The following is a 14,458-nucleotide window of genomic DNA, read 5'->3' as shown; positions in this document are numbered from 1 at the left end:
AACTTGTTGATCTTAAGACGCGGCGTTCTAAGTCACATTGTGCACATAACGATACAAAGTAGTTCTAACGTATCGTTAAGTGCTTGGGTGGTTCCGGCTTGTCCGGGTTAGGGACTAAGAGGAGTTGAACGAATGAAGGGTTACGAAACGGTAATCGGGCTCGAGATACACGCCGAGCTGCGGACGGAAAGCAAGATATTCTGCTCCTCGAGCGCGGCCTTCGGCGGCGAGCCCAACGCCCACATCTGTCCGGTGTGCCTGGGGCTTCCCGGGGTGCTGCCGGTTTTAAATAAGAAAGTGGTCGAGTACGGCATTCGTGCCGCCCTGGCGCTTAATTGCGAGGTGGCGCGGTTCTGCAAATTCGACCGGAAGAACTATTACTACCCGGACCTGCCGAAAGCCTATCAGATATCGCAGTACGACCTGCCGCTGGCGCAGAACGGCTACCTTGAGGTAGAAACGGAAAACGGCGTCAGGCGGATCGGCATCACCCGCATTCACATGGAGGAAGACGCCGGAAAACTGGTTCACCAGGGGACGGTTTCCACGACACCATACTCGCTGGTAGATTACAACCGGACCGGCGTGCCTTTGCTGGAGATAGTCTCCGAACCGGACATGCGCTCGCCGGACGAGGCCAAGGCCTACGCGGAAAAACTCCGGAGCGTGATTCAGTTCACGGGCATTTCGGACTGCAAGATGGAAGAGGGCTCCCTGCGCGTCGATGCGAACATTTCGGTCCGGCCTGTCGGAAGCCCGGAATTCGGTACCAGGACCGAAATAAAGAACGTGAACTCCTTCCGTTCCCTGCAGCGGGCGCTTGCCTACGAGGTCGAGCGCCAGATCGCCGTGATAGAGGAAGGGGGGCGCGTGGTTCAGGAGACGCGTACCTGGGACGACGCGAAAGGCGTGACTCTCCCCCTGCGCAGCAAGGAGGAGGCGCACGATTACCGCTATTTCCCGGAACCCGATCTCCCGCCTTTGGTGATTACCAGGGAGTGGGTCGAACAGATAAACGGAACCCTTCCCGAACTCCCCGACGCGAGGCGGGAGCGCTATGTCGGCGAGTACGGCCTTTCGGCTTATGACGCCGGGGTGCTCACGAACACGCGGGAGATAGGGGATTATTTCGAGGAGTGCCTGAAGGTATATCCCAACCCCAAAACCGTCGGTAACTGGGTGATGGGGGAACTGGCGCGGCTTTTAAACGCGACCAATAAAGAGATAGACGCGTCACCGGTGCGGCCGGCGCAACTGGCCGTGCTGCTCAAGCTGATCGACGACGGCACCATCAGCGGGAAGATCGCCAAGACCGTCTTCGAGGAGATGTTCAACAGCGGCAAAGACCCGCAGGTTATCGTGCGGGAGCAGGGTCTTGTCCAGATTACCGACGAGTCTGCGCTTAAGGCGGAGATAGAAAAGGTTATCGCCGCAAATCCCAAGGTGGTGGCGGATTACAGACAGGGTAAGGACAAGGCGCTCGGCTTTCTGGTGGGCCAGGTGATGAAGGCCACCAGAGGGAAGGCCAATCCGGGGCTGGTCAACAGCCTCTTGAAGGAAGCCCTGGAGAAATAGAATATAGAATGTAGAATATAGAAGACAGAAGGTAAGTGAGGGAAGGAGCAAGAGGTAGAAAGAAAAAGAGTTTTGATTAAATATTCTATATTCTGACCCTGAAGAAATGACTCTTATAGAGACAGAGAGGTGTTTGTTTTGTTTGAGGGGAGAGACATCATGATTGTCGACACCACCCTGCGCGACGGGGAACAGACCGCGGGAGTGGTTTTCGCCAACCGGGAAAAGATCCGCATCGCCAAATTCCTGGATGAAATAGGGGTCCACCAGATTGAAGCGGGAATCCCGGTCATGGGCGGGGACGAATCCGAGTCGATCAAGGAAATCTGTCTGTCGGGGTTGAAGGCCAGCATCATGGGCTGGAACCGCCCGGTGATAAGGGATATCGAGGCGTCGCTCGCCCTTGGTGTGGACGCCGTGGCCATATCCATCTCGACGTCCGATATCCACATCAAGCATAAACTGCAGACCTCCCGGGAGTGGGTTTTAGATAAGATGACGGGCGCCGTCGCCTTTGCCAAGAAGCACGGGGTCTATGTTTCTACCAACGCGGAGGATGCTTCCCGCAGCGATATGGATTTTCTTTTGACCTTTGCGCGGGCGGCCAAAGAAGCGGGCGCAGACAGGCTGCGTTACTGCGATACCGTAGGAGTGCTGGACCCCTTTACGACTTACGAAAACATTAAAACCATTGTCAAAGAAGTCGGTATCCCGATAGAGATGCACACCCACAACGATTTCGGTATGGCCACCGCCAACGCTCTTGCGGGAGTGGCTGCGGGCGCCGACTGGATCGGGGTCACCGTTTGCGGGCTCGGGGAAAGGGCCGGGAACGCCGCACTGGAAGAGGTGGTTATGGCGCTTAAACACCTCTATAACGTGGACCTCGGCTTCAGGACCGAGATGTTCCGTGAGGTGGCGGAGTACGTATCACGCGCCGCCCACCGGGAACTCCCCTCCTGGAAGGCGATCGTGGGGATGAACATGTTCGCGCACGAGTCCGGGATCCACGCCGACGGCGCGCTCAAGAACCCGAAGACTTATGAAGCCTTCCGGCCCGAAGAGGTCGGACTGGCCCGCCAGATAATGATCGGGAAACACTCCGGCTCGGCGGCCCTCAGGGCTAAGTTTGCGGAGTACGGGATAATACTGAGCAAGCACCAGGCCGAGGAGCTTCTGCCCGAGATTCGCCGGGCGGCGGTGGATTACAAGCGTGTGCTTTTTGACAAGGAACTTGTCAGCATTTATGAGGATTTCTTCGGAAAGAGGGGATAAGGCTTTGGGACAGACCATCATTGAAAAAATTCTCTCACGTGCCGGCGGCAGGTCCTGCCGGGCGGGTGAGATAGTGGTTGCCGGGATCGACTGCGTGATGGCCCAGGACGGCACCGCCCCACTTGCCATCCAGGCGTTTGAGCGGATGGGCGGGAAGAAGGTTTTCGACCCGGACAGGGTTAACCTGGTGATCGACCACAGTGTGCCCAGTCCGACGGAAGGCATCTCCAACCTTCACAAGCTGATGCGCGATTTCGCCCGGGAAAAGGGCGCAAAGATATACGATATCGGTAACGGCGTGTGCCACCAGGTGATGGTGGAAAGCGGCCGTGTGGGTCCCGGCTGCGTGGCCGTGGGGGCGGACTCCCACACCTGCACCTACGGGGCGCTTAACGCCTTTTCCACGGGTGTGGGTTCGACCGACCTGGCGGCGGCGCTTATCTCGGGGCACATGTGGTTCAAGGTCCCCGAAACCGTTAAAATTGTATGCCGCGGCGTCCTTCCCAAGGGGGTATACGCCAAAGACCTTATCCTTTCCCTCATCGGCGCGCTGACCGCGGACGGAGCCACCTACAAAGCGGTTGAGTTTACCGGCGAGGCTTTTGCCGCGCTCTCTATGGAAGGCCGTTTCACCGTGGCCAACATGGCGGTGGAGATGGGCGCCAAGGCGGGACTGATGGAGGCCGACGCCAAGACCTTCGCTTGGCTTGAGGCATGCGGCGGCAAGGAGTTTACACCGGTCGCGGCCGATCCCGACGCCGCTTATGCCGCCGTGAAGGAATATGATGTTTCGAACCTGGAGCAGCAGGTGGCCAAGCCCCACCGTGTGGACAACGTGGCGCCTTTGGGCGCGGTCGCGGGTCTTAAGATCGACCAGGCCTTTATCGGCACCTGCACCAACGGCAGGCTGGAAGACCTCCGCACGGCTGCGGCCGTTCTCGACGGAAAAAGCGTACACCCGCACGTGCGCCTGATTGTTGCGCCCGCCTCAAGGCGGATTTACCTGGAGGCGATAGAGGACGGCACGCTGGCAAAACTCGCGCAGGCGGGAGCGGCGGTGGTGACGCCCGGATGCGGTCCCTGCGTGGGGACGCACAACGGCGTTCCGGCCGACAACGAAGTAGTCGTTTCCACGGCCAACCGCAACTTCAAAGGCCGCATGGGGAACAGCAACGCCGAGATCTACCTTGCTTCGCCCGCGGCGGTGGCCGCTGCAGCGGTGGCGGGCGAAATAACCGACCCGCGTGAACTTCTGCCTTAGCAAGATAAAGTGGGGTGGGCTGCGCCTACCATTTTTACAGGCCAGGGAAACGTTGTCACATCTTGGACATTGGGCGTTCTTGGCGTCTTGGCGGTTGAGTCATTTTTGATATAGGAGGGAACGCAATGGAACTTAAAGGACGAGCGCACAACTTCGGTGACGACGTCAACACCGATTACATCATATCCGGCAAATATAAGTTCAAGACGCTCGATATGGATGAGCTGGCGCACCACGTCATGGAAGACCTTGATCCGGATTTCTATGGAAAGATACGTCCCGGGGACTTTATCGTAGCCGGCGCCAACTTCGGGTGCGGCTCTTCCCGTGAGCAGGCGCCCCTGTCCATCAAGCACGCCAGGATCGGCGCCGTGCTGGCGAAATCCTTCGCCCGGATTTTTTTCCGTAACGCCATCAACACCGGTCTTCCGGTGGTGGAATGCGACACCGACCGGATAAAACCGGGTGACGACCTGGTGGTGGACCTTGCCGCGGGGACCATTACAAACCGAACCAGAAAAACCTCCATTCCGGTTAAACCTCTGCCGCCGGTGATGTTGAAAATCCTTGCCGACGGCGGCCTGGTGGCGCATTTTAAAAAATACGGGGGATTTAATTTTTCAGAAGATAGAAGGTAGGAGGTAGAATAAAGAAGTCCTCAGTCGAAAGTCCTCAGTGGCTCCTGTTTCCCGGCTCCTGACTTCTGGTTCCTGGCTCCTGACTTCTGACTACTGAATTCTAACGTTGAACCTTGAACTTTGAACTTTGAACTTTGAACGTTGAACTTTAAACGGAGGATTACCATGCACAGAATAACCCTTATACCGGGGGACGGGACCGGGCCGGATATCACAACCGCCGCGCGGCGGGTGATCGAGGCTTCCGGGACCGGGATAGAATGGGAAGTGGTCGAGGCCGGGGAGAAGGTTATCGGCGAGTACGGCACCCCGCTGCCGGCGCATGTGCTCGATTCCATCAGAAAGAACAAAACAGCACTGAAGGGGCCGCTGACCACCCCGGTCGGTAAAGGCTTCCGCAGCGTCAACGTGGCGCTCAGGCAGGAGCTTGACCTGTACGCCTGCCTGAGGCCGGCGAAAAGCCTGCCCGGTATCAAGACGCGCTACGAAAACGTGGACCTGATCATCGTCCGGGAAAATACCGAGGACCTGTACGCCGGGATCGAACACAAGGTCGGCCGGAACGCGGCGGAAAGCATCAAGATCATAACCCGCGAGGCTTCCGAGCGGGTCGTGCGCTTCGCCTTCGAACTTGCCCGGCGCGAGAACAGGAAGAAAGTCACCGCCGTGCACAAGGCCAACATCATGAAGTACTCAGACGGACTTTTTCTTGAGTGCGCGCGGAGTGTCGCATCCGGCTATTCCGACATCGAATTCGAGGACATGATCGTGGACGCGATGTGCATGAAGCTGGTGCAAGCGCCGGAGAACTACGACGTCCTGGTCCTGCCCAACCTGTACGGCGACATCGTTTCCGATCTAGCGGCGGGCCTGGTGGGCGGGCTCGGCGTGGCCCCCGGCGCCAATATCGGGGAAGAAACCGCGGTATTCGAGCCGGTGCACGGCAGCGCCCCCAAATACGCCGGGATGGACAAGGTCGACCCCCTGGCCACCATCCTCTCGGGGGTAATGATGCTCAAACACCTGGGCGAGTCCGCGGCCGCGGAGCGGGTAATGTGCGGCGTGACCGCCGTATTGGAGGAAGGGAAGACCGTCACCTACGACCTCGGCGGCACCGCCAAAACAAGCGAAATGGCGACCGCGATAATAGAAAAGATGCGGTAGAAAAAGCTAACCCTCTCTTTGCTTTAAACAGCACTATCCCATATTGTAAAGATACTATGAAAATAGCGGGGTCAACAGACCCCGCCTAAAGATGTTTGTTGTCAAATACCATCTCATTCTTTATATATGACAATACTGCCGCCACCCAGGTCGGTTATGGTCCATAAAACTCACGCAGGCTTGAATTTGGGTGTTGGACAGTGTAAAATCAATCGGGGCACTGACAGCCTTTGGCGCTATTGCGTCCTTGCGCGCACAGTGACGTTTGCCGTATCCTCCGCCATATTCCCGGCATCGTCATAAACGGTGAGGGTTACAGTATACCTTCCAGGGTTACTGTATGTATGGACACCGTACGGGAATTCACATGCGTCGACAGTTCCGTCGCCGAAACCCCATAAGAATACAATCGCGTCACTGGATGACGAAGCGTCAAAGGCGACTTCTTCACCATTGTAAACCTCCTTGTCCAAACCTGCATCCGCGACGGGCAAGACGTTGTCAATAATAAAGTCCAGGCTCTTGCCGGTTGATGAAAAGTTGTTATCGGCTAATAAGGCGGAAAATGTGTACTTCCCGTCCGGTAGTAATGTCGGATTCAGTAAATAAGTCTTTTCCACTACGCTCTGCGGAGTGTCATACCATACGCTAACTAAATCATTGTAATTCAGAAAAAACTCAAGTGAGGAAAAACCATCCATATCATAACCCCGGGCTGTAACAACGACCGGTTCCTTTAGGACATAGCCATCGGCAAATCCTTCAAGAATCACCTCCGGCGGAGTCTCTTCAATAACGAGAAGGAGACAATTTACGGTGCCTCCCCCAGGCGGCACTTCATTTGCCGTAACGACACAAGTCCATGTGCCGGGTTCGGGAAGGTCTACGGCGCAGTATGCATATGTAGCATCCTTCCTAAAGGTGTAATCCCCGAACGGGTCTTGAGGGTCAATTTGACTTCCGTCAGGGCGAACCAGACTAAGGTCATAATCGCCGCCGGACCAGGTGATTTTAAAAACGCCCTGTAAAGTGCAGGGATTTACGTCAAATATGCAGGTCTTTATCTGACCGCGAGCGTTACAGTGTTCCGTCGTGTTTCCCTTTACGATGCCGCGAGTTATAGCTGAGGGTGTCGGGGTAGCTGACTTTACGTTTGTAAGCCCTGCGTTTAATAAAATGGGAGTAGCAAGAACGGTATATCCGGTAACAGGTGTGTTTATGAGAAGCGAACAAATATGATCATATCCCGGTCCTGTTAACAAACCGATGATTTCTTCATTTGCAGCAGTCCGCAATGGTTCTCCGGCACACGCATAACCCATGCTAATCCATGTTAATACCGGCATTATTACGAAAAAAGGGACACTGCGTATAAACAGGATTATGAAATTCATTGGCTGCTTCCCACCTTATAATGGACATAGTATGTATTATTTACATATTTTAAATAACCATGGTATATTTTGACGTTATTTTTTGATTAATCCTAACGCTTGGAATTTGGGCTGTCAAGGATTATTTTAAAAAGGCGCGGTTATTGGGAAGGTGTATCGCGCTGCCGCATCATGTAGTGAGAATTCAGGCGGATCAGGCGTGAACCGTATTCACGAGCTTCAGTTCGGGCGACTCATTTGTGCCACCTCAGTGGCTTCCGGAGGAACTTCCGGCGTTGGGAGTTGACCGGATACATCCTTCAGCCGCAGATGCGCCCGGAATAGGAAAGACAGTCCCACCGCAAAGGTGAAGAGGTAAAGCCCTCCCTGGTAGACGAAGGAGTATGCCAGGCTTTGTTCCTTGGGGACGCCGAACGCGGCCAGCGCCGTCCAGAAGGCCACCTGCATGACCCCGAGCGCTCCCGGGGAGGAAGGAATGAGCAATCCGAGGTTTACGAAAAGGAGAAGCAACAGTGCCGCCTGTAGTTGGGACACCACTGCGCCGTTGATAAGGGCCAAGACCGAAAAATAGTTGCTGGCCCAGGCCGCAAGGCTCAGCCCCAACAGGGCCAAAACGATTTTCGGCTTCTGAAGTTGGCGCACCGGCTGAACGAATTTGCCGATAACGTCGAAAAGACGGGCAAAAAAGTTTGAAGCGCCTTGCTTTCTCCCGCTAGCCCAGGAAAGCCCCGCCACTAAAAGGACTGCTGCCAGGACCGCCGCGGCCAGCGCCGTCAGCGCCACCTCCGCGGTGTGTACTGCAAGCCCTTGGATGCCACATGCGACCCCAAGCGCCAACAACAGTGCGAGCGAGACAACATCGAGGACCCTTTCGATGCAGATGGTGGAGAAGGCGGCTGTTTTGGAGATATCGGAGCGCGCGGCAAGATAGAAAGCCCGCACCAACTCGCCCGCCCGCAGGGGCAGGACGTTGTTCGCCATATACCCGACAACCACGCCGCCGAACAGCGTAAAGAACCCGACCTGTCCTAACGGCCGCGTTGTGAGGCGCCACATCAGCGCCCGGAAGACACAGCTTAACCCGAAGAACATGACGCACAACAGCACATTGACCGCGTTTATGCTCTTAAGCGCCGCCCAGAACTGCGGCGGTTGTATCTTGTAAAACGCCCCCGCCAGAAAAGCCAGGCTGACCGTAATACCAATAGCGATACGTAAAAGCCTCGATTGAAACATTCTTTACCCCCGTTGGGCATGAGGTTTCTAAGAATGATTGAAGCACGTAAAAGAAAGGTCTTAAAATGATACTTACTGCATGAACCAGGCCACCGTTTTCTGTAGGCCTTCCTGCAGCGAAACGGCGGGTTCGTAACCCAATATTTTGCGGGCGCGGGTGATGTCGGCCAGGGAATGACGCACGTCACCGGGACGGGCTTCCTGATGGACTGGAGTCACGTCGCTTTTCATAATCCTCTTCAAGTCAGTCAGGAGTTGATTGACGGTAATTTGATTGCCGCATCCCACGTTGAGTACTTCCCCGGGGGCTTTCGGCGCCGAGCACGCCAGAAGGTTGGCTTCCACCACATCCGAAACGTAGACAAAATCCCGAGACTGGTCTCCGTCGCCGTAAATCACGGGGATTTTCCCTTGCAGGATCGCTGCAATAAAAAGCGGTATCACGGCGGCGTACATGGAATTGGGGTCCTGCCTGGGGCCGAATACGTTGAAATACCGCAGCGCTACTGTCTCCAGTCCGTATATTCTGTAAAAAATCCGGCAGTAAAGCTCCCCGGTATACTTGGTAACGGCGTATGGGGATAACGGGTCGGCGGACAGGTTTTCGCTCTTGCGGAGCGTTGATGTGTTGCCGTAAACCGCTGACGAAGCTGCATAGACGAAACGTTTGATCTTGTTATCGCAAGCGGCCTGGAGCAGATTCAGCGTGCCGGTGATGTTCACCGCGTTCGTCAGCAAAGGGTCCCGGACCGACCCGTCGACCGACGCCAGCGCGGCCTGATGCAGGATATAATCAACGCCCTCTACCGAACGGGCTACGTCCGCGGTATTGGTTATGTCCCCTTCAATGAATTCGATGCTTTTCGTTAAATGCGCCAGGTTTTCCTTTTTACCGGAAGAGAGGTTGTCCAGCACGCGGACCCGCTCGCCCTTTCGGACCAGTTCTTCAACGATGTGCGAACCGATAAAGCCGGCGCCTCCGGTTACAAGGTAAGCGGTCATGTTTTTCCCTTTCTCTATCCCTATTCGTTAAGTTCAGCTTGATATAGCGCTATGTCTTGCAAACATCTTCTAAAATTCCCATGCGAAATCCTCTACTCCGGCTGCTGCAACAACCGCTTTTTGAATGACGCTGCAAATCCTCTTCAAACCTTCCGCAGTCTTCGCTTCACAGCGCGCCACCAGCACCGGTTGGGTGTTCGAAGCGCGCACCAGTCCCCAGCCTTCGTCGAACAGCACCCGCGCGCCGTCTACATCGATGACTTCGTGGCCCTTTCGGAAATGGTCGACAAGCCGAACGACCACGGAAAATTTCTGATCATCGGCGCACGGTATCCTTGTTTCCGCGGTTGAGTAATACCGGGGAACATCGGCGAACATTTGCGATAATGGAAGGCCGGCGTGCGAGAGGATGCGCAGCAGTCTGCCGGTGGCGTAAAAGGCGTCGTCGAACCCGTAGTACTCATCGGCGAAAAACATATGCCCGGACATTTCGCCCGTAAAGAGCGCCCCGATTTCTTTCATTTTGGCCTTAATAAGCGAGTGGCCGGTTTTATAGAAGAAAGGTCTTCCCCCCAGACGTATTATTTCGTCCACCAGCGCCTGAGAGCACTTAACCTCCACAATGCACGGCGTTCCCGGGTTGTGCGGCAGGATCTCCCGCCAGAACAGGATCTGCAGCCGGTCGCCCCAGATTATGTTACCTTTTTCGTCGACTACGCCCAGACGGTCCGCATCCCCGTCGTAACCGACGCCAAGGTCGCAGTCCTTATCGATAACCGCGCGCCGGAGTTCCTGAAGGTTGGCGGTCTTAACCGGGTCCGGCTGGTGGTTGGGGAAGCTTCCGTCCGAGACGCAGAAAAGGGGAATGACCTTGCACCCCCAGCCCCGCAGTATCTCTTCCGCGAACAAGGCTCCCGTGCCGTTGCCGCAGTCAACCGCGACTTTGAGCCGACGCGGGCCGAGCTTTATCTTTTCCCGGAGCATCCCGAGGTACGCCCGCGAAGCGTTTTCGTGCCTTATAGTTCCGGTTCCGGTGGAAAAAGCGCCGGCCGTCATTATTTCTTTTAACCGGAGGATCTCCTCGCCGTATATGGTTGCTCCTCCGACAGTGATTTTAAAACCGTTTTCTTGCGGGGGGTTGTGGCTCCCGGTAATCATCACTCCACCCCCGGCGCCGTAATGGTCGCACGTAAAATACAAGACCGGCGTCGCCGCTTCACCGATGTCACAGATATCACACCCGGTACCGACCAGACCGCCCACAAGCGCGTCGCGCAGCCTCGGGGAGCTCAGGCGGTTATCCCGGCCCACAACAACATTATGGCTCCCGCTGTTAATCATTAAGGTCCCCACGGCCTTCCCGAGCGCGGTTACCGCCTCAGGCGTCAGGTCCCGGTCGGCGACCCCCCTGATGTCGTAGGCCCGAAAAATGTTCGGGTTAAACAGCGTCGTCATGCCCGGCTTCCTTTAACGCCGCAACCAGTCTTTTTATCTCCTGGGCGCGGTTCTTGGGGCAGACCAGTAAACGCCCGTTTTCCTCAACAATGACGAGGTCGCGAATGCCCAGAGCGGCCACCACGTGATTAGAAGCCCGTATCACGCAACCCGAGCTTTCCACCAGCACCCCGTTTCCTTCAATGACGTTTCCCTGCCCGTCCTGGATGCCGCCGTACCGCGCCCAGGCAGGCCAGGTGCCGACGTCGTCCCATCCGAAGTCGGCGGGCAGCACCAAAACGTTGGCGGCCTGTTCCATAACGCCGTAATCGATGGAAATCCGGGGGAGGGAGGGATATACCGTTTCAAGCATACTTGCCGCCTGGTCCGTGCCCAGTGCGCTGCCTATACGCTCCAGGCCGCCGGTGAGTTCGGGTAAATACTTCTTGAACAACTGGAGTATCACGTCAATCCGCCAGACAAACATTCCGCTGTTCCAGAAATACTTGTCGCTGGCGAGAAACCGGCGCGCCTTAAGGGCATCCGGTTTTTCCGTAAAGCGCAGCGCCTTATAAACCGCCGTGCTTCCTACGGTTTTAAGCAGCCTTCCGCGCTGGATGTAGCCGTAGCCGGTTTCCGGCCGCGTGGGCGTGATGCCCAGCGTAACCAGCCATTCGCCGGACCGGGCGGTTTCAACCGCGATTTCCAGCACCCGGCAGAATTTCACCGGATCGGCGATATAATGGTCTGCCGGCAGGACCGCCATAACCCCCTGAGGATCGCGGCGCTCCAGGTAAACCGCGGCCAATCCCACGGCCGCCGCGGTATCGCGTCCGCAGGGTTCTTCTATAATGTTTCCGGCGGGTATCTGGGGCAACTGTTCCCGGGCGAGCTCGCCGAATCCGCGCCCGGTGACGATTAGAATGTCCCGAGGCTTCACGAAACCGGCAAGCCGGTCCACCGTCTGCTGGAGCATGGTCCTGTCCCCGATGAGTTCCAGGAACTGCTTCGGCTGTTCCTTCGAACTAAGCGGCCAGAACCGCTCTCCGCCCCCTCCGGCCAGAATTACGGCAAAAACCGAACCGTCAGGCATTGTCTCCTCCCGCTTTTTTATCCTCAATCTCGCAGGTGTTCTATTGGCGAATGTCTATAGGATATTTTTAAAATAAGATATGGTCCTGCTTAAGCCGTCCCTAATAGGAATCCCGGGTTCCCAGCCCAGCAACGCCCGCGCTTTAGAAATATCCGGACAGCGCCGCAAAGGGTCGTCCAGAGGCAGCTCTCTGAATTCCGTTTTAAAATCGCGGCCGCAGAGTTCGGCGATCATTTCCGCAAAATTAAGTATTGTCCGTTCTTCCGGGTTCCCGATATTCACCGCTTTACCTGTAACATGCGGCGCAGCAAGCAGACGGACCAGTCCGTCAATTTCGTCCTTGACGTATACGAAGCTGCGAGTCTGCCGTCCGTCACCGTAAATTGTCAAGGGTTCGTCTTTTAAGGACTGAGTAATAAAATTGGAAACCACCCTGCCGTCGTGAGGGCGCATCCGCGGCCCGTAAGTGTTAAAAATTCTGGCGATTCGAACATTCAGTCCGTAGCGGCGGTGGTACTCCATGGTCAGTGCTTCCGCGAAGCGCTTGCTTTCGTCGTAACACGCCCGCGGTCCCGTGGGATTCACGTTTCCCCAGTAAGCCTCTTTCTGGGGGTGAACCAGCGGATCGCCGTATACTTCAGAGGTGCTGGCCAGCAAGAAGACAGCGCTGGATGCCTGCGCCAGGTCAAGGAGATTTTTTGTTCCAAGGCTGTTAACCAGCATCGTCTCGATACTTAAACGATGGTAGTCAACAGGGCTTGCCGGGCTGGCGAGATGGGCGACGTAATCAACAAGACCTTTCAGCGGAACTTCTCCGACCACGTCGTGACGGATGAAACTGAAGTTTGGATTTTTACGGGCTTCAGCAAGGTTCTCGAGATTGCCGGTACTAAGATTGTCAACGCCCGTGACCCGGCCTCCCGCAGACAGCAACGCATCCACCATGTGGCTTCCGAGAAAACCGGCCGCTCCACTGATCAGGATATGCTTGTCACGGAAGCAGGCCGGATCAAACTCCCACGCCGCGATAGACAAAATCCAAGCCCTCCAGATAACTCTTATTTAATGCATTTCTGCCGTCAATGATTACCGGGGTGCGCATAAGCGTTCGGATCCTCGGCCAATCACAATCGAGGAATTCGCGCCACTCCGTCACAAGAATGAGGGCATCCGCGCCTTCCGCCACCTCGTTGACGCTTGCGCAAAGGCTCACCTGAACCTCAGGGTACATTTTCCCGAAGGGCTCCATGGCAACCGGGTCGTATGCCCGAACCACGGCCCCGATTTCGGTTAGTTTCCTAATGATGTCTATTGAAGGGGCGCTGCGGAGATCGTCGGTGTTCGGCTTAAACGAAAGTCCCAGGACACCGACCGTTTTACCCCGAACTGTTTTGAGCACATCCTGTAATTTTTTAACTACGACCATTCGTTGAAGCTGGTTGACGTCCGAGGCTGCTTTAAGCAACCGGGCGTTGTAACCGTAAACTTCGCTTTCGCGCACCAGCGCCGTCAGGTCTTTAGGAAAACAACTGCCGCCCCAACCGATACCGGCGCTCAGGAAGGACTGACCGATGCGGCTGTCCAGGCCGATACCCGCGGCGACGTCAGCGACGTTGGCGCCTACCAGGTCACAGATGTTTGCGATTTCGTTAATGAAGCTTATTTTAGTGGCCAGGAAAGCGTTTGCGGCGTATTTAACCAGTTCCGCTGTCACCGGGTCCACTTTTAACAACGGCACCTTATTAAACCCTTCCGCCCGGGGAAATCCCGGCGGGGGCGGAAAGGTTTGCTCGAGAATCGGCCGGTAAAGCTTCGTCAGGGTGTCCACGGCGCAGGTATCCTCCGCGCCGATCACTACCCGGTCGGGGTAGATTGTGTCCCGAATGGCTGATCCTTCGCGAAGAAACTCGGGGTTGCTGGCCACGGCGTAATCAACCTGCCCTATAATCCCGCGTTCTTGAAGGCTTTGTCCTATGAAGGAATCAACCCAACCGTTGGAGCCCGCCGGAACCGTACTCTTATTCACTATTACGCGAAACCGTCCTTTTTCAAGATGCATGCCTATGTCCATAGCCGCCTGGCTGACGAAACGCATATCCACAGTCTGCCCGTCTTCTGTGAGGGGGGTTCCCACAGCGATAAAAATAACGTCCGCCGGCGCCAAAGCACTTTTTAAATCCAAAGTAAATCTCAGCCGCCCGGCACCCAGTTGTGCTTCAGTGAATTCAGCCAGACCGGGTTCGAAGAACGGAGCTTCGCCCTTCTGTAACCGGCCGACTAGTGTTTCATTTACGTCAAACCCTGTAACATCATGGCCAAGAAAGGCCATCACCGATCCGGTCGTAAGCCCGACCCATCCAAGACCCACAATGACTACATTCATTTG

12 protein-coding genes are annotated in these 14,458 nt (G+C 55.9%); 5 read left to right on the top strand and 7 right to left on the bottom strand.

Going from position 1 to position 14,458, the window contains the following annotated elements; all coding sequences use genetic code 11:
• The first annotated feature begins 132 nt into the window (after positions 1-132).
• From gatB to AB1500_10015, 5 genes are all read left to right on the top strand, one after another.
• Positions 133-1,575 (top strand): Asp-tRNA(Asn)/Glu-tRNA(Gln) amidotransferase subunit GatB, encoded by a 1,443-nt coding sequence (gene gatB, locus AB1500_10035; protein MEW6183496.1) that lies wholly within the window; start codon positions 133-135, stop codon positions 1,573-1,575.
• Positions 1,576-1,734: 159 nt separating this feature from the next.
• A complete protein-coding gene (nifV, locus tag AB1500_10030; protein MEW6183495.1) occupies positions 1,735-2,850 on the top strand; it encodes a homocitrate synthase in 1,116 nt (371 codons plus the stop codon).
• 4 nt (positions 2,851-2,854) lie between these two features.
• On the top strand, positions 2,855-4,111 hold the full coding sequence (locus AB1500_10025; protein MEW6183494.1) for a 3-isopropylmalate dehydratase large subunit: 1,257 nt from the start codon (positions 2,855-2,857) through the stop codon (positions 4,109-4,111).
• A gap of 125 nt (positions 4,112-4,236) precedes the next feature.
• Positions 4,237-4,749, top strand: coding sequence for a 3-isopropylmalate dehydratase small subunit (locus AB1500_10020; protein MEW6183493.1), 513 nt, complete (start codon positions 4,237-4,239; stop codon positions 4,747-4,749).
• Positions 4,750-4,914: 165 nt separating this feature from the next.
• Positions 4,915-5,913 (top strand): isocitrate/isopropylmalate dehydrogenase family protein, encoded by a 999-nt coding sequence (locus AB1500_10015; protein ID MEW6183492.1) that lies wholly within the window; start codon positions 4,915-4,917, stop codon positions 5,911-5,913.
• A gap of 236 nt (positions 5,914-6,149) precedes the next feature.
• On the opposite strand, the gene AB1500_10010 is transcribed toward AB1500_10015, so the two are convergent.
• From AB1500_10010 to AB1500_09980, 7 genes are all read right to left on the bottom strand, one after another.
• Positions 6,150-7,208 carry a PKD domain-containing protein gene (locus AB1500_10010; protein ID MEW6183491.1) on the bottom strand — a complete coding sequence of 353 codons (1,059 nt, stop codon included), beginning with the start codon at positions 7,206-7,208 and terminating at the stop codon, positions 6,150-6,152.
• Positions 7,209-7,526: 318 nt separating this feature from the next.
• The gene (locus AB1500_10005; GenBank protein MEW6183490.1) at positions 7,527-8,543 is read right to left on the bottom strand and encodes a lysylphosphatidylglycerol synthase transmembrane domain-containing protein; all 1,017 of its coding nucleotides are present in this window, start codon (positions 8,541-8,543) and stop codon (positions 7,527-7,529) included.
• Between the two features lie 72 nt (positions 8,544-8,615).
• Entirely contained in the window at positions 8,616-9,545 is a 930-nt protein-coding gene (locus AB1500_10000) for an SDR family oxidoreductase (protein MEW6183489.1), read from the bottom strand.
• A 69-nt stretch (positions 9,546-9,614) separates the two neighbouring features.
• Complete coding sequence (locus tag AB1500_09995; GenBank protein ID MEW6183488.1) at positions 9,615-11,000, bottom strand: phosphomannomutase/phosphoglucomutase; 1,386 nt, start codon at positions 10,998-11,000, stop codon at positions 9,615-9,617.
• Positions 10,984-12,072: a mannose-1-phosphate guanylyltransferase gene (locus tag AB1500_09990; protein MEW6183487.1), complete on the bottom strand. Its 1,089-nt coding sequence runs from the start codon at positions 12,070-12,072 to the stop codon at positions 10,984-10,986. Before AB1500_09990 ends, AB1500_09995 begins: the two co-directional genes overlap by 17 nt.
• Before the next feature lie 54 nt (positions 12,073-12,126).
• The gene (locus AB1500_09985; GenBank protein ID MEW6183486.1) at positions 12,127-13,107 is read right to left on the bottom strand and encodes a UDP-glucuronic acid decarboxylase family protein; all 981 of its coding nucleotides are present in this window, start codon (positions 13,105-13,107) and stop codon (positions 12,127-12,129) included.
• Positions 13,082-14,455, bottom strand: coding sequence for a UDP-glucose/GDP-mannose dehydrogenase family protein (locus AB1500_09980; GenBank protein MEW6183485.1), 1,374 nt, complete (start codon positions 14,453-14,455; stop codon positions 13,082-13,084). Before AB1500_09980 ends, AB1500_09985 begins: the two co-directional genes overlap by 26 nt.
• Between the last annotated feature and the right edge of the window lie 3 nt (positions 14,456-14,458).

The organism is Bacillota bacterium (assembly GCA_040755295.1).
Classification (GTDB): domain Bacteria; phylum Bacillota; class Desulfotomaculia; order Desulfotomaculales; family Ammonificaceae; genus SURF-55.
Note: the sequence above shows the minus strand (reverse complement) of the source record. Positions and strands in the feature narration are given on the sequence as shown.